The sequence below is a fragment of the Luteolibacter yonseiensis genome (assembly GCF_016595465.1).
GTDB lineage: Bacteria > Verrucomicrobiota > Verrucomicrobiia > Verrucomicrobiales > Akkermansiaceae > Luteolibacter > Luteolibacter yonseiensis.
This window is the reverse complement of the sequence record NZ_JAENIK010000011.1, coordinates 1065811-1087402: the sequence shown is the minus strand read 5'-3', so window position 1 is coordinate 1087402 and position 21592 is coordinate 1065811. Positions and strand designations below refer to the sequence as shown.

The window sequence follows — 21592 nt, the reverse complement described above, 5'->3', positions numbered from 1 at the left end:
GCAGATTCTTTTTTTTGTTTTCGGTTGCGGTGGAGCGCATGGGGAGTAATCTCTTCCCGACTGCTGTGTGCGCCTATTTTGGTAGCTCGCCCGGACCGATATGATTGAAACGGGGTCATCTCCCGTTGGACAACGTCATGCCTTTCAGGAAGACGGAAACCCAATGGACGACCCCACTTATTGAGTTTACGGAACGTGGCTCATAGCGCCAACGACGGCACAGCGGTTTTCTTTTTTCCAAGGTCGATTTCCTTGCGCGCTGCGCCCGAGGACCACATCTTCCGCGCGTGATGCGATTTGCGGTGCTGGGAAGCGGGAGCGGAGGAAATGCGGCGGTCGTCGAGTGCGGCGGCCTGCGCCTGATGATCGACGCCGGATTGAGCGCCAAGCAGTTGTCGGCCCGGCTGCAAAGCGTCGGGATTGATCCGAAATCCCTGGATGGAATCCTGCTCACTCACGAACACGGCGATCACGTCCGTGGCCTGAAGGTCTTTCTCAAGCAAAACCCGATCCCTGTTTACACCACCCCGGCCACCGCAAGGGTTGTGCGGGAAACTGGAATCGACGGCGGAACGTGGAAATTTTTCGAAGCAGGCCAGGCCTTCACGCTGGGTGGCATCTCGGTGGAAACCTTCGCGATCCAGCACGACGCGGTGGACCCGGTGGGGTTCGTCCTTGGGGATCAATCGCGCCGCCTGGGGTTCCTGTCCGATGCGGGATTCGTCACCCGCAGCATGACCGAACGCTTGCGCGGACTGGCGGGGCTGTTTGTCGAGGCGAACTATGACGAAGGGCTGCTGGAGGCCGACACCAAGCGTCCGTGGTCCATCAAACAACGCATCAGTTCCCGCCACGGACACTTGTCCAACACCCAGGTGACCGAACTCATCCGGGAGATCTCCCACCCCGCTCTCGGGCGCGTGGTGCTCGGGCATCTCAGTTCGGATTGCAACACGCCGGACATCATCCTCAACCGGTTGCGCGCCTGCCTTGGAGAACTGGGACACGGTCATGTGGGCCTGCATTGCGCGGGCCAGCATGAACCGTCGGATTGGTTTGATTTCTGATGGTGGAAATCGCCTGACGGAGGCTGACAGGAATGGCATTGCCCATTCCGTTGAATAGTGGAACCTGATTCACCCCGATGAAAGCCCTGCCCCTCACGCTGATCGTTCTTTCTCTCCTCGCAGTCTGTGGCTGGGTGATGAGGCAACCCGCGGCGGTTTCGGAAAAATCCGGCACCCTGCCGACATCTCCTGTTCCTACCCCGCCCATTCCCGCACCTGATTATCGGTCCGGCCTCGCCACACCGGACGGGATCGGGAAATTCTTCCATGGCCGGGAAATCGCGAAGGTCATGGGTCACCCGGCCATCGGTTGGCTGGAGAGGGAGAACCGCGAGGATGAGGAGGCTCCCACAAAAGCCATCGCCGCCCTCGACCTGGCACCGGACGCCGTCATCGCGGACATTGGTGCCGGCTCCGGTTACTACTCGTTCCGGATTTCCCCCAAAGTCCCGCAAGGGAAGGTGATGGCGGTGGACATCCAGCAGGAGATGCTGGATTTCCTTGGAAAACGATCGGCGGAGCTACGGATCACCAACGTAGTCCCGCATCTGGGAACGGTGGATGACCTGAAGCTTCCGGCGGATTCGCTGGATGCGGCGTTGATGGTGGATGCCTACCACGAGTTTTCACACCCTGCGGAAATGCTCGCATCGCTCCTGAAATCCATGAAACCGGGCGGCAGGCTGTTCCTGCTGGAGTTCCGTGGGGAAGATCCCCGCGTGCCGATCAAGGAACTTCACAAGATGACCGAAGCCCAGGCACGCCTGGAGTTGGAGTCCGCAGGCTTCCGTTTCGTGTCGAACAGGCGTCACCTGCCGTGGCAGCACTTCATGGTTTTTGAACGGCCCCGTCCTTGAAGACCGGAAAACCGGCTCCCGGGCGGAGTTTTTCAGGCGGCTCGATCTGGAACGCATTCCCGTCGGGAGTCTGGTAAGCCACGTAGCCGATGGGGATCACCGTCAGTAACAACGCGGGTTCGTCATCGCGGATGATCTTGGAAATGTGGACGACCGCCGCGCAATTCGGGCTCTTTTTCACACTCAGAAGCTCGCCCGGCTTGAACGATGAAGCGGCATCCGCCTGCGGAGTCGGGAAAATATACTCGATGAACACCGGATACGGATTCGGCTTCGTAAAATCGTCCGGTTTCACCATGGCCTGGGCGCGGACGGCGATTCCGGGATTGAAGAAATCCGACGGCCCCATCTTTCTCACCGCCTCGATCTGATAGTCCCCTTCCACGTAGGTCAGGAGCAGCGGACGGTCGAAATTAGTGAGATAGTTCCGCATCAGGAGCGAGTTCGCCTTGAGACGCACATCCTCCGTGTAGCCGAAATAGCGCTGGTAGAGTTCCTTCGGGGAGAGGCCGCTGCCGTTCGGCACCTCGGTGATCGGATATTTCTTGAGGACGGGAAGCCGCCCTAATTTCCCCAGAATCTGATAGTTCCGGGGGATCTCGGGATTTTGGAAGACATGCAGGCAGACGAACCAACTGACGATGGCGAAGCAGAGTGCGAGGGCGTTTGCCAACAGCCACCAGAAATAAGCGGGCCGGCTCGGAGGCGGTTCTTCTACGTTGCGGGGCACGGAAAGATCGGAGTTCAGGGTGTGCCGCAAGCTTCACCGTCCGCCACGGCGTTCTGACCGGGTTCGTCACCAGCCGCCTCGAATGACGTGCCGCAGCCGCAGGATCGGGCGGCGCGGGGGTTGTGGATCTTGAACCCCGCATCGGTCAGATCGTCCGAAAAATCGATTTCACACCCCCGCAGATGGTCGAAACTGTCCGCGGCGACGATCACACGGGCGGCGCCGTCCTCGACGATTTCATCGCCCGGTTCGGGATCCTCCACCTTCATCTCATATTGCCAACCGGCGCAACCGCCGCGCCGCACCGCGAGACGCAGGCCGGCTTGTGGGGACTTCGCCCGGCTCGCGAGCAGGTTGCCGAGTTCTTCGACGGCTTTGGGAGTGAGTGTGATCATGTGCGCGGACGGACGTTAATTGCATTCCCGGAGATTTGAAACTGGAAATCTGAAACAGATGACCCAGTATCGTTCATTAATGAATGGTGACGTGAACGCACCCGCCCGGACGAGCGGGCCGCGCCTATCCGATTTTCCTACCAGATCAATTCAAAAGAAAGGTCTTGACGGGAAATCTCTTCGCCTCTTCATTCCGCCCGCCCGTGATTTTTCGCAGAGCCCCTAGAATAGGTGGGGTGTAGCCTAATTTTTGATTCAATCTCATTCCATCCATGTCTTCATCCAAACCTTCTCCGAAGAAAACCGCCGCAAAACCCCAGGTAAATGTTCCGAAGGCCGCTGCTCCCAAGGAGATCGCTAAAGACGCGAAAGCGAAAAAGCCGGTGGTGGTGGTGCCCGCTCCCAAGGCGGCCGCGGCCAAGCCGGCGGCGAAACCCGCTCCCGTCGTGAAGGCAGCGCCGAAGCCGGTGGTCAAGGCTCCGGCCAAGCCGATGGTGGCCGCCAAACCCAAGGTCGCCGAAAAGGCGGCTCCGGCACCAGCCGCCAAGCCAAAAAAGGATGCCAAGGAGAAGGAAAAGGAAGTCGTCGTCACCAAGGCCGAGCCCAAGGCGGCCAAGAGCGCCGAGGCCAAGCGCCGCATCGACACGCCTGAAATCCAGGAAAAGATCCGCGAGCTCATCAAGCTCGCCAAGGAACAGGACTACCTGACCTACGACGACATCAACGAGATTCTTCCCAACGACCTTGTCGATCCCGATGACGTCGAGGCCATCATGGAGCGTCTGCGCAACATGGAGTTCGACATCATCGACGCCTCCGAGGTGGACCGCTATAAGGACAAGAAGCGCGATGAGGGCGATGGCGACGAGGAGGACGTCAAGGCGGACCAGAAGCTCGATATCCTCGACGACCCGGTGCGGATGTACCTCAAGCAGATGGGCCAGGTCCCCCTGCTCACCCGTGAGCAGGAAGTTGAAATTTCCAAGCGCATCGAGGACGCGGAGATCGAGGTCGCGCGTCATCTCCACCAGTTCGGATTCGTCACGGATTCCTATCTGGAACTCGCCGACAAGCTGAACAAGGGACGGGAGCGCTTCGACCGCGTCATCCTCGACAAGAAGATCGAGAGCCGCGAGCGTTACATGAAGGGCCTGCCTAAACTCTGTGACCAGCTCAAGGCGCTGCACAACGAGAACGACGAGCTCTTCCGCCAGCTCTCCGTCAAGAACCCGCGCAGCAAGAAAAAGCTGGAGGAGGAGTTCCAGAAGAACATCCAGACCCTCAACCGCGTCTTCACCCGCTTCTATTACAAGCAGAAGGTCGTCGAGGACTTCTGCGAGCAGGTGGATGAGTACCAGCAGAAATTCTGGAAATACGGCCGCAAGCTCCAGGCGGATCCCGAGGACAAGGAATTCGTCACCAAGATGCGCGAGATCCAGCAACGCTCGTGGCACACCTCGGAGACCTACGAGGATGCGAACAAGCAGCTCCGCCACTGGCTCAAGGAAGCTCTCAAGGCGAAGACCGAGATGGTCGAGGCCAACCTCCGTCTCGTCATCTCCATCGCGAAAAAGTACACGAACCGCGGACTCTCCTTCCTCGACCTCATCCAGGAAGGCAACATGGGTCTCATGAAGGCGGTGGAAAAATTCGAATACCGCCGCGGCTACAAGTTCTCCACCTACGCCACCTGGTGGATCCGCCAGGCGATCACCCGCTCCATCGCCGACCAGGCGCGGACGATCCGGATTCCGGTCCACATGATCGAGACCATCAACAAGCTGATGCGCGTGCAGAAGCAGTTGGTCCAGGAATACGGTCGCGAACCATCACCGGAAGAAATCGCCGAGGAAATCCACCTCCCCGTCGAACGGGTCCGCGCCGTGTTGAAAATGGCCCAGCAGCCGATTTCCCTGCAGGCTCCTGTCGGAGATTCGGACGATACCTCCTTCGGTGACTTCATCGAGGACAAGGCCGCCGACAACCCGATGGAGGAAGCCGGTTTCTCGATGCTGAAGGACAAGATCAAGGACGTGCTCGACACGCTCACCGAACGCGAGCGCGAGGTTCTCGAGCAACGCTTCGGCCTTAAGGACGGATACAGCCGCACCTTGGAAGAAGTGGGCCGCCAGTTCCAGGTCACCCGCGAACGGATCCGCCAGATCGAGGCGAAGGCACTGCGGAAAATGCGCCACCCCACCCGGATCCGCAAACTGGAAGGCTTCATCGAACTCCCCGGAGCCTGATTTTCAAAAGAGTGCGGGCAAGGATTTGTCCGCACTCTTCGTTTCAAGGAGTGGCGTTCTCCGAACCGCCGTTCCCATGTTTCACCATGCACAAGGCGGCTCGGAGGCCGCCGCTCCCCGCCATCTATGGAAATCCAGGAAGAATTCACCACCATCGAGTCGATCTTCGTCCGGCACCGCAACGCATTGCTCGTCCGCGGGCAGTTCACATCCATCTACACCGACTACTACCTGCATCTCATGCAGCACAGCATCCGCCCTCCAGCCGAGCCGGACCAGATGCTGAAGGACATGCTCGCGCTGCTCACGCTGCACCTCGTCGCCCGGCCATGGGCGGAAACGATCGCCTGGACGGCGAACCTGCGCGCGCCACGGATCAATCTCTTCGTCACGGGAAGCTCGATCGAGGAGTCCGTCACCGGCCGGGTCTTCACCGAGGACGTGCGTGAGCCGGACCGGAATTTCTTCTATTCCCAGACCACCACCGTGGAATCCAACGAACCCCGGCTCTCCACCATGGAGGTGATCGGAAAGGACCCGGTCGGATGGATTTCCCAATACTACGAACAGTCCGAGCAACGCCCCGCCCGCGCGTTCCGGCTGGACGATGAAAACTTCGCGCTCATCGCCGCACAGCCGGATTGCGATCTCGAATGGCTGGAAGCCCTCGACGAAGCCGCCGTGGCGAAACTGCTGGAAACGGAGGAGACCTCCGTGCTGGAGACGCGCCGCTTCCGTTTCCACTGCGGTTGCACATTGGACAGGATCCTGCCCATTCTCGGTGGTTGGAAAGACCGCTTGGACGACCTCTTCGGTGATGCGGAAACCATCAACATCCAGTGCCCCCGCTGCGCCGGAAGATATGAAGTCACACGGGACATGCTCGTTTGACCCCGGTTGCCAATCTCCAAGCCCTCTGCTAGCATCCGGCCATGACTGCTGTGAAAAAGCCACGCTTCGTCACCATCGAGGAATATCTCGCGGGTGAGGAAACCAGCGACGTGAAGCACGAATACCTCGGCGGCACGGTGCATGCGATGGCCGGAGCGACGAACCAGCACAACAGCATCGCCGTCAATTCCCTCGGAATTCTGTATGGTCAACTCCGCGGAAAATCCTGCCGCCCCTTCAACAGCGACACCAAGATCCGCATCGAATTTTTTGATCATACCTGTTTCTACTACCCGGATGCGATGGTGGTGTGTCTTCAAAATCCGGATACCGACCATTTCCAAGATCGTCCGGTCGTCATTATCGAGGTTCTGAGCGAATCCACCCGTCGCACGGATCTCAAGGAGAAACGCGACGCTTATCTCACGATTCCGTCTTTGAAAGTCCTGCTCTTCGTCGAAACGGATTCCCCATCGGTCCTCGTTTACCGCCGCAGGTCCGGCGGAGGATTCGCCACCGAGGAATTCGAAGGACCGGACGCCATCATCCCCCTGCCAGAGATCGAAGCCGGGCTCCCGCTCGCGGAGCTGTATGACCGGGTGGAGTTCGCCGACTGAGATTCATGCAGAACTTCCACCACTCGCAGTTCGGTGATTTTCCCCAACTGGCAGGAATCAAGCATTCCTCCGGCCAACGCATCTCCGTCTGCATCCCGACGCTTGATGAGGCCGACACGATCGGGGAAATCGTTTCGACCGTTCGGAAAGTCCTGCAGGAACAACATCCGCTGGTGGATGAGATCCTCGTCATCGATTCCGGTTCCCGGGATGTCACCCGGGAAATCGCAGCCGCCGCAGGGGCAACGGTCCATCTCGCGGCGGACATCCTGCCGGAACTGGAGTGCCATACCGGCAAGGGTGAAAACCTCTGGAAAGCGCTCCACGTCTCCACCGGCGATATCATCTGTTATGTCGATGGCGACATTTCGAACTTCCACCCCGGCTTCGTCACAGGCCTCGTCGGGCCGCTTCTCACGCACCCGGAAATCGAATATGTGAAAGCCTACTACGAACGTCCCCTCGCCTATGGTGACGAATCGCACTCGACCGGAGGCGGCCGGGTTTCCGAAATCCTCATCCGCCCTCTCATCTCGCTGTTTTTCCCGGAGCTCGGCGGCATCCTCCAACCGCTCTCCGGCGAATACGCTGCCAGGCGCGCGACGCTGGAGTCCCTGGCATTTCCTGTCGGCTACGGGGTGGAGATCGCCCACCTCATCGACCTCGCGAGGGACGGAAAACTTTCCAACATCGCGCAGACGGACCTCGTCAAACGCATCCACCGCAACCGCGATGACGAGGAGCTCGGCGGAATGGCGTTCGCCCTCCTTCGTGTGATTCTCCGGCGCCTGGAACGGGACGGAAAAATCTCACTCGCCACTCCCCTGCCGGCCCTCTATCAGTCATGGGCAGTTGATGGTGACGGCATCCGCCGGTCTTCCCGAACCATTCCCGAGCCAGAACGCCCCGCGATGAATTCACTGCTGGAAACCGCATGAAAACCGCCACCCATGAAGAGATCAAGGAGAATGCCACGATCTTCCAGATCTTCATGGTCGTCCTCTCGGTGTATGTGCTCTGCACCCTTTTCGTGGAATCCATGTTCACCATCTCCGTGGAGATGGACGGGCTTCTCGACCAGATCGACTCGATCATCTGCCTGATTTTCCTCGGTGATTTCTTCCACCGGTTCTACCGCGCCCCTTCAAAAACCAGATTTCTCCGCTGGGGTTGGATCGATTTCATCTCCAGCATTCCCACCTTCCACCTCTTCCGTGGCGGCAACGCTTTCCGTATCATCAGGATCGTCCGCATCCTCAGGACCTTCAGATCAGGGAAAATCCTGCTCAACTACCTGCTGAAAAACCGCTCACGCAACACCTTCGTCACCGTTGCCGCGTTTTCCTGCATGCTGGCGATGGCGGGCTCCATGTGCATTCTCAAGCTTGAGGAAGGAAATCCGAATTCGAACATCAAGTCGCCGTCGGACGCACTCTGGTGGTCCATCGTCACGATCACCACGGTGGGTTATGGCGACCGGTATCCCGTCAGTGATGAAGGCAGGATTGTCGCGGCGGTCCTCATGATCGCCGGAGTGGGGCTTTTCGGAACATTCACGGGTTTCATCGCGAGCATGTTCGTGGAGCCGGACATCAAGCGGGAGGAGGATGAAGTCCAGGGCCTGACCCGACAGATCCAGGCCCTCCGGGAGGAAATCCGGGCCATCGACCGGAAGATCACCCGCCAGAACCGGCGCATGAACCAGCAGGGCGGGAAACAGCAGGCTGACAACAAGCCGCTCAAATGATCGCTCAAGGACCAGCGGCTGTTTTTCACGATCAGGCGGCAAGGATCGCGAAACAAAAACCGGCGCAGATCCGAGCGGAGGGAACTCAAGATCTACGCCGGTATTCCGGACTCGGGGGATGTCTGCTTGAGGGGGTAAGTTGTCGTGGTCCGCTTCCTTCGGGGGAGGTTGCTCGCAGCGACAGGAAAACAAATAGGACATGATTCACCAATCCGTCAGTCCCTGATCGCGTACACGTGATCAAGGGGGGATAAAACCCGGCAGACACCATAACCGGCACGGATCGCCTTCCACCCGCGGGATAGATAAGCCTTGAACCGACCTGTCTCCTGATCCCTCATTGTAAACATGAGCAAAGAAACCTTCCTCCGTGAACTTCTTGAGAGGATGAGCATCAGGGAAAAAGCCGGGCAGCTCAATCTGCTGACCGGCACCATGGATGCGACAGGAATGAAACACTCGGACGATCTGGCGGAGAAAATCCGCTCCGGCGATTGCGGTGCGGTGCTGAATGTCTACACGCCGGAAGCCACACGCGCGTTGCAACAACTCGCATTGTCCGGTCCGCGGCGCATCCCGCTGCTCTTCGGGTATGATGTCATCCACGGGCACCGCACGATTTTTCCCATTCCCCTCGCCATGGCGTGCTCCTGGAATATGGAACTGCTGGAACGCTGTGCCCGCGCGGCCGCAACCGAGGCCGCCGCGGATGGCCTGCACTGGGTCTTCTCCCCGATGGTGGACATTTCCCATGACCCGCGCTGGGGCAGGGTCGCAGAGGGAGCAGGCGAAGATCCCTGGCTGGGGGCGAAAATCGCAGCAGCGATGGTCCGCGGCTACCAGGGAGACGATCTGGGGCATCCCACCTCGGTTGTGGCATGCGTCAAACACTTCGCCCTCTATGGCGCACCGATGGGCGGACGGGATTACCACACCGTGGACATGAGCCGTCGTGCGATGGAGGATACCTATTTCCCGCCCTACCGCGCCGCGGTGGATGCCGGAGCACGCACGGTGATGACGTCTTTCAACGACATCGACGGCATCCCGGCGAGCGGCAACCGCTGGTTGTTGAAGGAACTGCTGCGCGACCGGTGGAAATTCCAAGGCTGGATCGTCACCGACTACACGGCGGTGACGGAAATGAAAAACCACGGCACCGCGGCCTCGGACGGGGATGCCGCCAGGCAATCGCTTGATGCCGGCGTGGACATGGACATGGTTTCCGAAGCATTCCTCAACCACCTCCCCGAACTGGTGGAATCCGGAGCGGTTTCAGAATCCCAGCTCGACGCGGCGGTGATGCGGGTGCTGGAAACCAAGTGGGACCTCGGACTCTTTTCGGATGCCTACGCACGCTGTGGCGGGGAAATCCAAATCCACCATCCGGCTCCCGAGCACCGCCGGCTGGCCCGGGAGGCGGCCCGCGAATCCATCGTGCTCCTCAAAAACGACCGCGGCGTCCTGCCTCTCGCAAAACACGGCACCCTCGCCATCATCGGGCCCTTGGCGGACAGCAGCCGCGACATGCTGGGCAGTTGGATCGCCGCCGGCAACGAAACCGATGCCGTATCTGTTTACCAAGGCATCCGGCAGGCGTTGGGTGGCCACGAGAAAGTCATTCATGCCAAAGGTTGTGAAATGGAAACCGAGGATGACGGGCTTCTGGCCGAAGCGGTCCGCGCCGCCAGCCACGCGGATCATGTGATCCTGGTGGTCGGGGAAAGCTGGCAGATGTCGGGTGAGGCCGCGAGCCGGAGCAACATCCGCCTCGCGAAATGCCAGCGCCGCCTCGCGAAACGGATTCTCAAGACCGGCAAACCCTGTGTGCTGGTGACCATGAGCGGACGTCCGCTGGAACTTTCGTCCGAAGACGCGAAATTCCATACCATCCTTCATGCCTGGCAGCTTGGCACGGAAGGCGGCAACGCCTTGGCGGACATTATTTTCGGCGACGCGGCTCCCGTGGGGAAACTCACCATGGGCTTCCCCCGCAGCGTCGGCCAACTGCCGATGACCTACCGGGAAAAACCAACGGGCCGCCCCTTCGATGCGGAGATCCAGTATTCCTCCAAGTACCTGGATGTGGGAAATGACGCGCTTTACCCCTTCGGACACGGCCTCACCTACGGAGAAATGGAAATCCGAGATCTTTCCCTCAGTTCCCCCGTGATGAAAACGGGGGAAACGCTTACAATCTCGGTGGAGGTAGGCAATTCCCAAGGGCATCCCGTCACCGAGACATTCCAGCTTTACCTGCGGGACCTGGTGGCCTCGGTCACCCGCCCGCTGAAAGAGCTGCGGGGCTACCAGCGCGTCACCTTGGCACCGGGTGAAACACGCACGATCTCATTCCCCATCCGCGATACGGAACTGGCATTCCTGGGACGGGACCTGAAACCGGTCGTCGAACCCGGAGAATTCGAGGTGATGGTGGGCACCTGTTCCACAAAGGTTTCGCGCGCGAGGTTCAATCTGATCTGACAGAGGGCTCCCGCCCCCCCTCATTCGTTCCACACTCACCGGGCTTTTACCTTTGCCATGCGCCGGGAATGCCTTAGGAAGAGCTCCCCACCGCATGAGATTGTTCCGAATTCTGACGTTTAAAGAACTGAAAGGGTATTTCCTCACTCCTTTCGGGTGGGTGATCCTGGCCTTTGTGACCATCATGCAGGGAGTTTCCCTCTCCACGGCGATGAAGGGGTTCCGTGACACTCCGGTGCGGGACAGCCTCGTTTACGTGACCTTCCACACGCCCCTGTTCTGGTTCTATTTCCTTTTCATTTTCCCGCTGATCACGATGCGCCTGTTCTCCGAGGAGGAACGGTCCGGCACGCTGGAAACACTGCTCACCGCACCGGTCCGCACCTGGCAGGTGGTGTTTTCTAAATATACGGCGGCAATGATCTTCTACACCACCCTGTGGATTCCGGGACTCATCCAGTTCAAGATGTTCCAGTGGGCGACGGACCTGCCGCCCGCGTTTTCCCCGGGTGCGCTGGGCGGGGCCTTCACCGTGGTGATGCTGATGGGCGCGGCGTTCACGGCCATCGGCTGCCTGGCTTCCGCGCTCACCTCAAGCCAGATCATCGCCGGCATTTTCACCATCGGCCTGCTGGTGATCCATTATTTCCTCGGTTATGTGACCAGGATCTGGGGTGAGTCCTTCGCGGGAGCGCCGTTTTTCCACTACATTTCCTCACAGCATCACCTGCATTATTTCACCAGCGGATTCTTCGACTCGCGGCCGGTGGTCTATTTCCTGAGCCTCGCGCTGTTCGCCCTCTTCCTGACCTACCAGGTCGTGGACTACCGCCGCTGGCGCAACTGATTTCCTTCCAGCCACGTCCTCATGTCTCAAGACACTTCCGAGCCAAAAGCCAAACCCGCGCGCCCGCTGAACCGCTGGGGCCAGGGCACGCTTTCCATTCTGCAGATCGTGTTTCTCGCGGTCGCGCTCATCGCGCTGAACTACCTCGCCGCCCATCATTTCGTGCGCTCAGACCTGAGCCGTGAGGCGGCTTACACGCTTTCCCCCACGACAAAACTGTATCTGGAGAAAGAAATCAGTCCCCGGGCCAAGCCAATGAAATGGATCATGGCCTACCGCCGCTCGGCGGAGTTCTACGAGCGGGTCCGCGTCCTGGCGGAAGAATACGCCCGCCTGTCCGATGGGAAGATCGAACTGGAGATCGTCGATCCCCTGCGCAGTTCCGACCGGACCCAGGAGCTGATGGCGACCTACGGATTCCCGCTGACCAAGGACCTCATCATCATCGACGCACGCACGGATGATAGCGCCGTTTCCACCGAGGAGGAGACCGAAACCCCGGCTCTGGACGCCAATTCGACCGAGAAAAAGACCGTCCGCATCCTCAATCCCCACGTGAAGGTCGTCATCGCCGAGGACATGACCATCTACGCGAAGGACAACAATGGCCAGCGGCGCTCCGTCGGCTTCCAAGGCGAGGATGTCATGACCGCACGCCTGGTGGAATCCGTGGAGGGACGTGCCCGGAAGATGTATTTCGTCGCGGACAAGAGCCGGATCGAAGCGGAGGGTGAAAAATCGCCTCTCAAATTCCTCCAAGACCTGCTGCAGCTCCAGAACGTGGAACTGCGCGGCCTCAACATCGCGAATGTGGACGAAATCCCGGCGGACGCCGAAGGACTGGCGCTCATCGCGCCGAAATATGACCTGACGGACAAGGAACTCGCGGTGCTGGACAAATACTGGAACCGCCCGCGGGCGGCCGTGCTGATGCTGCTGAAGCCCGGCGACACCCCGCCGAAGCTACGGACATTCCTGCGGGGTTACGGAGTCACCCCGCGTCGGGACAGGGTCATTTCCATGCAGGACAAATCCATCAACAGCGTGGCGCGGGGCGTGTTCACCTATGGGGTGGATTTCACGAAGGATTTCGCCCTCCAGGGTGTCATCTTCGAGGGGGCGACGTCGTCCTTGGAAGTCCGGGAAGGCGCGGATGACCTGATGAACCGCCAGATCAATCCCGTGGGCCTGATCCAGGCGACGGACGGATTCTGGGGGGAGACGAAATTCGGTGAGAAGAACACCACCTTCGACGAAAACGAGGACACCAAAGCCTCATCGATGTTCTACGCCGCCAGTATCACCCGGGGTGCCGCGAACAATGACAAGTTCGCCGCCGAGACCTCCCGCATGATCGTGGTTTCCAATACCGATTTCCTGGACCCCGACCGCCAGCACGAGGAAAATGTGGATTTCCTCGCCTCCTCGGTGAACTGGCTGATGGACCGGCAGTCGCTCTTCGGCATCGGCCCCCGCTCGCTCGGAACCTACAAGCTGCCGCTGCTTGAGGCGCAGGTGTCGTTCATCAACCGCGTGAACCTGTTTTTCCTGCCCGCGCTGCTCGCGATCATCGGGGCCTTCGTCTGGTCCTCGCGCCGCGCCTAACCGACAGCCATGCGTTCCTTCGGATTCACCCTCATTCTCGCACTGTTAGCCCTGCTGGTCTGCGGCGTGGCCGGTTGGCAGTGGAAGGAAGGAAATTTCAACTCCGTCTTCGGGGCTCCTCCGACCCTTCCCGGTTATCGGATTTATGCCAGTTACAACGCTCCGGAAAAGCGGTTCGTGCCCGACTTCACGGCACCCGACGTGAAACACATCCAGGTCTCACGGGACGGAGTGACCGGAACCTTCGAGTTCACTGACAAAGGCTGGCAGTGCACCCTGCCGTGGAAGGACCGCATGGATCCGAGGGCCGCCGTGGACATCATCAACTTCACTCTCAGCATGCGCGTGGAGGATTTCGCGAAGCGCGACGAGCTCGACGCCCAGAAGGCCGGGCTCAAGGACGGTGCCGTGAACATCCGTCTCGAAGGGGCGGACCACAAACTCCTGGCCCTCTACAAGCTCGGACGTCCCACCCCTTGGCTCGCCACCTTTCCGGACTTGGAAAAGAACGTCCCCACCGTTTTCATCCAACGGCGGGACTCGGATCACAAGGGCTACATCTACTCCTGCACCGGTGACATCGGCGACTGGTTCAAGGACGGGTTGAAAAACCTGCGGGACCACCAGCCGTTTTATTTCAATCCGCTCGGACTCCGGCAGATCCGCACGAGGGAGTTCACCCTGGCCTGCGACGCACCCGGCAAGGCCTGGCGCATCATCCAGCCGCAGAACCTCGTCACCGATCCCAAGGCCATGAAGGCCCTGCTCGAAGGGCTTTACCAGATGCGCGCCACCCGGATCTCGGACAGGGCCTCCGTCACGCTACCCTCCAACGGCACACAGGCGAAGACAGGCCTCATCGCCATCACCCCGTTCGGCTCGGACGTGGAAACCGTGCTGGAAATCTATCCGCCGGAATCTCCCGAAGCCCGCGAGGTGAAAGCCACCGTCAGCGACCGCCCGGACACCATTTTCGACCTCCCGCTCAAGCCGGAAGAAAAGGTCGTTTCCCTGGCGGACCTGCCCCTCACCATCAACGGGCTGCGTGACTCCGCCCTGATGAACCTCAACATCAAGGCGCTCAGCGGACTGGTCATCCAACCCGCGAACGGACCGGAAATCCTCATCACCCGCACCCCGCCCCAGCCTTGGACGGCCACCATCAATGGCGCATCCCAGGAGGCCAACCAGGAGCGGCTCTTCGGGCTCATGCAGTCGCTCAGCGAAGGGCGCGCCATCGCCTTCAAGACGGACGCCGCCACCGACTTCGCGCCGTGGGGCCTCGACAAGCCGCTGTTGAAAATACGCCTCGTCGCGGTGGACAACCACTCTTTCGAGCTCGCCTTCGGCACCGATGGCAAGGGGAACTACTACGCAAACCGTATCGGCACGCCGACCGTCATGCAGGTGGATGGCGGACTGGTGTCCTCTTTCCCGGTGAGGGATTACGAATGGCGCCACGGAAGATTGTGGTCCATCGACCGGCTGAACCTTCTCGCAATCGTCCGGCAATCAGGGACCACTCCTCCGCTGAAACTGCTCTATGATTTCAACACCGAGGAGTGGACCGCCAACAGCAATGGCGAGGACCTGACCCCGCGCCTCGTCGCCACCCGCACCAACTTCCTGCTGGGCGTGCTTGAAGGACTCAAGGTGAACCGCTGGCTGTCACCCGAAGACGAATCCGCGAACAGGGCCCTGCGCTCGCCCTCCCTCGTTTTCAAAATCCTTGAGAACACCACGGACGACATGGGTGACGTCAATGGCCGCATCACGCACGATCTGATCCTCGCCCCCGGCAGCACCAGCCCGAACCCCGCCTTTTACTACGGCCGCGTCGCCACGCACGAAAATCCGTTTCTTCTGGACCGCGACACCTATCTCAAGCTGGCGACGGAGCTGCTTGAGAAATAGGGAAATCTGGCAGTCTATTTCCTCAACGAGAGGATGGGATGGAAAACAGCTCCGGACCGCCCCCTACTGCATCAGAAGATCCCCGTTCACAGAGGACTTGTTTTTTCGCCCCACTTCGACTACCTGTAGGGCTTTCAAGTTCGTTTCCCCAAACCCATGAACTTTCGGAAACACATATCCCTGCTGTTGGGGCTCGCATTGCTAGCCATTGTTACCCTGCTCTGGCTCGGTCGAACCGGAGAGAAACCCTCCCTCCCGCTTGTGGCCCATCCCCAAGGGAAAAACGTCGTCTCTGTCACTGAGGAGGTTTTTTCCGATTTCTCCCGTTGGTTGGAAGATCAAGCACGGGCCGACACCGCCGGACAAATGTCACATGAGGCAACAGGACTTCAACTCGCCCGCGCGCGTCGTGTCGCTATGGAAACTCTCATCCGGACGGACCCTCGCCGGGCGCTTGAGCAGGCCGTCACGCTGGATGTATGGAAAAAGCTCCCGCCCGAAATCCAGGCGGAGGTCGAGGAGCCTTTCAGTACGATTGCCAACTACCGCGTATTTCCCGTATGCGTCACCGGTTCGCCCGATCCAGCGGGGACCAAAGAGATAGCTAATTTTCCGGATGCCACACGCTGGACGGAGATAGAGGGAGGACCCACGCTGGAGAGTCATGTGTTCGGTCGCAGGAGCGGGCTGGATACAAAGGAAAAATCACCCGTCCAAGGCATCCGCATAGGCAGTCTGGCCGCGCTGCGTGAGGGAATATTCCACCAACCGGCTCCTGATGAACTTTCGGTGATGGAAAAACTTTATCCGTTGGCAAACCCATTTCCAGAGCGGGACTTCGCCACAGGTCAGGACCTCGGGCCACAACCCGTGACGGTCGTTGCGGGCGGGAAAATTTTCAAATTCGCCGATATGGCGAGCTTCCAGGAATTCAATAAGGCACTCGAAGCCATGGATGAAAAACCAGGCCCCCATACCGGAGCCGGTACCATTTTCCTACCGAAAGCCTCCGACGGAGCCGGAGGTTTCAATCTTGTCGAAGCCATCGCCCTCAACAACCAGTTGGCCAGCGCGTGGACGGAGACCAAGAAAAAGGTGTTCATGATCCGCTGTGATTTTTCCGACAAAACGAACGCCTCCTTTCCAGTGGTGAACGCCGGCACTTACGGCGCGTTGTTGAATACCACGGTATCCGACAACATCAGGAACTACTCCTACGGCAAAACCTGGATCGAAGCGACAGTCTCCGCAACCATCACCCGCCTGCCACAGCCATCCAGCTACTATGACGACGACATCGGCGGCGGGACCACCCGGAACTCGGATCTCCTTTCGAATGCGAAAGCCGCGTATCAGGCGGCCAATCCGGCGTTCGTTCCCTCAAGCTATGACATCATCGGAGTCTGGTTCGTCAATATAGCAATGAAGAGCGGAGGCTTGGAATATGCGGGCCTGGCGGGCGGGGCCGATCTCTGGATCCAGGGAACATCCTCGGCGGATGTGCATGTCCATGAATTCGGCCATAACTATGGCTTGGGCCATTCCAGCTTCTGGACTCCTCCCGTCGCAAGCACCAATCCGGTCGATCCTGCCGGAACCTCCGAAGAATATGGCGACGTGTTCGACGTGATGGGAGACGGCCCCTTGCCCGAAGGGGCCTTCCACTCACAGGCGAAACAGCGGCTCAACTGGCTGGCCACCGGCGAATGGACCGACGCCACCGCCAGCGGAAGCGCCACCCACCGGCTCTACCAGATCGACGACCGTGACACCACGGGCGTCCGCGGCCTGCGGGTGACCAAGGCCACAGGAGAGTATTACTGGCTCAGCTACCGCCGCCTCTTCGCCAACAACTGGCTCAGGGCGGGAGCGAACGTCGTCTGGCAACGCCCGAGCCAGACCCGCTCATGGCTCATCGATACCACTCCCACATCGCTTGCCGGAACGGCGGATCGCACGGATGGATCGATCGCGATAGGTCGCACGTTTTCAAACGGCAACACCCACATCACCCCGCTCGCCCGTGGAGGGGATTCTCCACAGGAATATCTTGATGTCCGTGTGAACATCGGACCGTTTCCCGGCAATGTGGCTCCGACCGTCAGCCTCCGCGGACCTTCCACCCTCGCAGCGAGACAGACCAGCCTCTTCATTGCGGAAGCCGCGGATGGAAATGGCGACGAGCTCGCCTATTCATGGGATTTCGGCCAGGGCTTCACCTTCGACAACCACCCCATCGCCCCCTACGCGTGGAACAGCGGCGGCACCTATACCGTGAAGGTCACCGTTTCCGACATGAAGGGGAATACCGCGCAGGCGACGAAAACCGTCACGGTTGCGGATCCGATCACCACGTGGACCGCGCGGGCCAACAGCTCGACCGGCGACTTCAACGCGCTGGCGGCAAGCACCGACAAGGTGATTGCCGTGGGCGAGGATTATTCAAGCGGCAAAGGACCGGTCGCGACCTCCATCGACGGAGTGACCTGGAACTCCCATCAACTGGGCAACAACCAACACATGTCCGCCATGACATGGGACGGAGCCAAGTTCCTGTTGGCCGGACAAGAGTACAATTTCGACATTTCAGACTGGGTGGGCTGCATTCTCACCTCTCCCACTGGAAACTCCGGTTCATGGACACGCCGCCTCTTTACGGGCCCTCCTCTCTCAGGTATCGCCTACGGGGGAGGAGTCTATGTGGTGATCTCTGATGATGGAACCGTCCGGCGGTCGACAGACGGCATCACCTGGTCGGCGGCCAGTTCCGTCACCACTTCCTACATATCGGGTCTTTCCTATGGTGGAGGGAAATTTGTGGCTGTCGGGCGCGGAGTTTTCAGCACAAGCGGAAATGGCGTGGCCCTCACCTCCCCGGATGGGATCACCTGGACCGACACCTCCGGCGGTGCCGGCCTGCTCTCATGGCAGGATCTCCGCCATGTCCATTGGGCCGGAGATCGGTTTTTCGCCAGCGGCTTTTATTCCAAGCTGCGCCACTCCACCGATCTGGGGACCACTTTCACCAGCACCCGAACTCCACTGGGAGAGGATGCCGCGGGAGTGGCCTACGGCAATGGCGTGTGGTTCGCAGCTGCAACGGATTGGGAAAATTCCGGTGTCGATATCGATCTCGTTTCTTCCGACGGAGCCAATTGGACCAATCTCACCACCCCGGCCCTTGATGACCGGAATGCGGCCATCTTCTTCAACAACACCTTCATCACGGCCGGAAGAAATCACAGCATCCGCCAGAGCGGCATCATCGCCCCAAATGCGAACGGATACTACGCCTGGCGCGAAACCCAGTTTCCCGACCATGGTCCCCTCTCCACTCCGGATGGAGACAGCGACGCCGACTCCATCAGCAACCTGATGGAATACGCACTCGGGCGCTCGCCACTCGCAAGCTCGGGCGGCAACGGCGCGAGCGCCCTGCCGCAGGGTATCGTCGCCGGAGAACCGCTGCTCAACGACCGCATTTCCCTTCTCATTGACATGCCCCAACCTGCGGCACCGGATCTTACCTACATCATCGAAGGTTCGTCCACATTGGTGGGCAGTTGGACACCCATCGCCACGAAAGTAGGCACCGGGATCTGGACATGGAATGCGGGCGGAACCTCGCGCATCGTCACCGGATCCCCGGTGGGTGGCCGGGCCATCGTTAAAATCGGCGACGCTGTCCCTCTCGCCAACCAACCCGCACGCTTCCTCAGAATGCGGACACAGGTAAACCAATAGGCTTGCCGCTGGCGTGGATTTCTGTGGAGTTTCCGGAAATGAAATTCGCAGCGGTTTTTCTTCCCCTTTTGTCAGCCGGTCCGCTCCACGCCGAACTGCTTGCCACCTTCCAGACGACCAGAGGAAATGTCACCGTGGTGCTCCAGTATGACAAGGCTCCGCAGGCTGTGGCGAACTTCATTACGCTGGCACAGGGGACGCGCGCGTTGGTCAATCCCGCCGATGGAGCCATCCATTACAAACGATACTACACCGGAGAAAAGTTTTTCAGGGTCATCAACGAATCCGGTTTCAAAATCGCCCAGACAGGCTCCGGCACCGGCACAAACAGCGGCGGCCCGGCTTTCACCTTCCGCGATGAATTCCATGCGGGTCTCACGCACGTTCCCTACGTGCTTTCCATGGCGAACAGCGGCCCGAACTCGAACAGCAGCCAGATTTTCTTCACCGGAAATAGTTCGATTCCCAGTCTGAACAATGTCCACACCATCTTCGGACTTATTCCCGACTCCGCCAGCCGCACCACCATGGACGCCATCCTCGCCGGCGGAAATGACGCCACCACCATCACGGGTGTCACCATCTCCCGGACCGATCCGGCGGCGACCGCGTTTGATGAACACGCCCAGAACATCCCCACTGTCATCTGCCCCCGTGTCCGGCTGAACGTGATCCCCGGCGTTTCCAACACCTGCGTCTTCGACACTCCTCTCACCGCCGGGGATGTTTTCCAAGCCTTCGGCTCCACCACTCTCGCATCCGGCGGCTGGATTTCCATCGGCAGCGCCACAAGACGTATCCGCCTTGCCCCTGGTCCGACGATGCCTTCCGTGGCGGCAAGTCCCATCGACAATGCTCTTGAAGCAAAAGCATTTTACAACCTTGCCGTTACGAGACACCCAGGTTCCGTCGCCCCCGACAGTCTCGCGAACCGCACCATAACCGTTCCCTTCGGGACTGGTTCGTTCACCTACACATTCAACACGACCGGCAGGGCGGGCACCATCACTTACACCACTGCCAATGGCATTCCGTCAGGTGGGCCATTCATCACTTTCAATCCCTTCACAGGGCTTCAGCAGGCTCCTTCCTTCGATCCGAACAACGTCAGCGTCGCCATATACACAGAAAGTATCGATCCCGGTCTTCAGTGGCTCAGACTCGGATGCGACGCCGCCACAAGCCAGTTGATCAGCGGTCATCATAACTTTCAATACTACAACGACAGCTATCCCGATCCAGCTGAGCATGGTTGGGAACCACTGGCCGCAGGCGCGTTTACCATAAGCAGATAGGCATCATCGTTGATAACCCCGCATTCCGGATTCCCTAAGAATCGATCTCCAGTCACTCTCTTTTCCATCCCTTGCTCAGCACCCTCCGCCTTCTCGATTTCCGCTGTTTCCCCACGTTGGACCTCCAGGTTCCTCCGGGAGGAGCCGTCCTGACAGGGGACAACGCACAGGGGAAGACATCCATCCTCGAAGCCATCTGCCTGCTCGTCCGGCTGCATTCGCCGCGCACCCACCGCATGGCCACGCTCGCCCGTTTCGGCAGCGGCGGATTCGGCATCGCGGGCGATCCATGGCAGAGCGAACGCCAGGTCCGGCACTCGCGCGAAGGGCTTTTTCTCAAGGCGGACGACGAGGCACGCGCCAGCCAGTCCAGCTATCTGGAAGACGGCGGCCTCATCGTCTGGATGGGGAATGAGGACCTCGACCTTGTCCGCGGCCCCGGTGAGGGGCGCCGCCGCTACCTGGATTTCATCGGCTCCCAGCTCAGCACCGACTACCGCCGGTCCGCATCCCGCTATCGCCAGGCACTGCGGGCGAAGAACCTGTTGCTCAAACAAGCCCGCCCGCGCGATGCCGAATTGCTCGCTTACGAAGAAATCCTCGTCGAGCACGGCACGGTCGTGATGCGGCTCCGCGCCCAGCTCGTCGCGGACCTCTCCCCGCTCGCCGCGACCGCCCAGCGGGACATCAGCGGAAAAGACGAACCCCTCACCCTCCACTACCTCCCCGCCAGCGGGCCCGATCTCCGCGAATCCATGCTGCAGGCCCGCGAACGCGAGACACGCCTGCGCCAGGCCGTGGTGGGTCCGCACCGCGACGAGCTCGACCTGCGCGTCCACGGCATGCCCGCGTCCCAGTTCGCCAGCGAGGGCCAGCAACGCACGCTCGCCCTCTCCCTCAAGCTCGCCCAGGGCCAGCTCCTCACCCTGCGCCGGGGAGCCCCGCCCATCTACCTTTTGGACGATATTTTCGGCGAGCTCGATCCCTCCCGCCGGAACGCCCTCATGCACCACCTCCCCGCAAACGCCCAGAAGTGGATCACCACCACGCATCTCGACTGGTTGGAGGAAACGCCCGAACTGCGCGAGCTCGTGCGCTACCGGTTGGACTCGGGACACGTTAAGGACATCCCCATCTGATGTCGGACCACCCA

General features: G+C 60.0%; 16 protein-coding genes. 14 read left to right on the top strand and 2 right to left on the bottom strand.

Annotated features, from left to right (window positions below; genetic code table 11):
* Positions 1–290 precede the first annotated feature (290 nt).
* Together JIN84_RS14340 and JIN84_RS14335 are read left to right on the top strand one after the other, a co-directional pair.
* Complete coding sequence (locus JIN84_RS14340) at positions 291–1067, top strand: MBL fold metallo-hydrolase (protein WP_234043525.1); 777 nt, start codon at positions 291–293, stop codon at positions 1065–1067.
* 77 nt (positions 1068–1144) lie between these two features.
* Complete coding sequence (locus tag JIN84_RS14335) at positions 1145–1924, top strand: class I SAM-dependent methyltransferase (protein WP_200351726.1); 780 nt, start codon at positions 1145–1147, stop codon at positions 1922–1924.
* Here the strand turns inward: JIN84_RS14335 and JIN84_RS14330 are convergent.
* Positions 1896–2654 carry a hypothetical protein gene (locus JIN84_RS14330; RefSeq protein ID WP_200351725.1) on the bottom strand — a complete coding sequence of 253 codons (759 nt, stop codon included), beginning with the start codon at positions 2652–2654 and terminating at the stop codon, positions 1896–1898. The two genes, JIN84_RS14335 and JIN84_RS14330, sit on opposite strands and share 29 nt — an antisense overlap.
* A gap of 14 nt (positions 2655–2668) precedes the next feature.
* Positions 2669–3049, bottom strand: a complete 381-nt coding sequence (locus tag JIN84_RS14325) for a HesB/IscA family protein (protein WP_200351724.1) — start codon at positions 3047–3049, stop codon at positions 2669–2671.
* 272 nt (positions 3050–3321) lie between these two features.
* Between JIN84_RS14325 and rpoD the strand changes: the two genes are divergently transcribed.
* From rpoD to recF, 12 genes are all read left to right on the top strand, one after another.
* Entirely contained in the window at positions 3322–5295 is a 1974-nt protein-coding gene (gene rpoD, locus JIN84_RS23435; RefSeq protein WP_200351723.1) for an RNA polymerase sigma factor RpoD, read from the top strand.
* Positions 5296–5421: 126 nt separating this feature from the next.
* A complete protein-coding gene (locus tag JIN84_RS14315; RefSeq protein ID WP_200351722.1) occupies positions 5422–6186 on the top strand; it encodes an Hsp33 family molecular chaperone HslO in 765 nt (254 codons plus the stop codon).
* 41 nt (positions 6187–6227) lie between these two features.
* The gene (locus JIN84_RS14310) at positions 6228–6803 is read left to right on the top strand and encodes a Uma2 family endonuclease (RefSeq protein WP_200351721.1); all 576 of its coding nucleotides are present in this window, start codon (positions 6228–6230) and stop codon (positions 6801–6803) included.
* A 5-nt stretch (positions 6804–6808) separates the two neighbouring features.
* The gene (locus tag JIN84_RS14305; RefSeq protein WP_200351720.1) at positions 6809–7741 is read left to right on the top strand and encodes a glucosyl-3-phosphoglycerate synthase; all 933 of its coding nucleotides are present in this window, start codon (positions 6809–6811) and stop codon (positions 7739–7741) included.
* On the top strand, positions 7738–8550 hold the full coding sequence (locus tag JIN84_RS14300) for an ion transporter (RefSeq protein WP_200351719.1): 813 nt from the start codon (positions 7738–7740) through the stop codon (positions 8548–8550). The genes JIN84_RS14305 and JIN84_RS14300 overlap by 4 nt, the downstream gene beginning before the upstream one ends.
* 348 nt (positions 8551–8898) lie before the next feature.
* On the top strand, positions 8899–11034 hold the full coding sequence (gene bglX, locus JIN84_RS14295) for a beta-glucosidase BglX (protein WP_200351718.1): 2136 nt from the start codon (positions 8899–8901) through the stop codon (positions 11032–11034).
* A gap of 94 nt (positions 11035–11128) precedes the next feature.
* Positions 11129–11881: an ABC transporter permease gene (locus JIN84_RS14290; RefSeq protein WP_200351717.1), complete on the top strand. Its 753-nt coding sequence runs from the start codon at positions 11129–11131 to the stop codon at positions 11879–11881.
* Between the two features lie 21 nt (positions 11882–11902).
* The gene (locus JIN84_RS14285; protein ID WP_200351716.1) at positions 11903–13486 is read left to right on the top strand and encodes a DUF7088 domain-containing protein; all 1584 of its coding nucleotides are present in this window, start codon (positions 11903–11905) and stop codon (positions 13484–13486) included.
* A 9-nt stretch (positions 13487–13495) separates the two neighbouring features.
* Entirely contained in the window at positions 13496–15400 is a 1905-nt protein-coding gene (locus tag JIN84_RS14280; RefSeq protein ID WP_200351715.1) for a DUF4340 domain-containing protein, read from the top strand.
* A 156-nt stretch (positions 15401–15556) separates the two neighbouring features.
* The gene (locus JIN84_RS14275) at positions 15557–19144 is read left to right on the top strand and encodes a PKD domain-containing protein (RefSeq protein ID WP_200351714.1); all 3588 of its coding nucleotides are present in this window, start codon (positions 15557–15559) and stop codon (positions 19142–19144) included.
* Positions 19145–19182: 38 nt separating this feature from the next.
* Positions 19183–20439: a peptidylprolyl isomerase gene (locus JIN84_RS14270; protein ID WP_200351713.1), complete on the top strand. Its 1257-nt coding sequence runs from the start codon at positions 19183–19185 to the stop codon at positions 20437–20439.
* Between the two features lie 71 nt (positions 20440–20510).
* Complete coding sequence (gene recF / locus JIN84_RS14265) at positions 20511–21578, top strand: DNA replication/repair protein RecF (RefSeq protein ID WP_200351712.1); 1068 nt, start codon at positions 20511–20513, stop codon at positions 21576–21578.
* Positions 21579–21592: the final 14 nt, after the last annotated feature.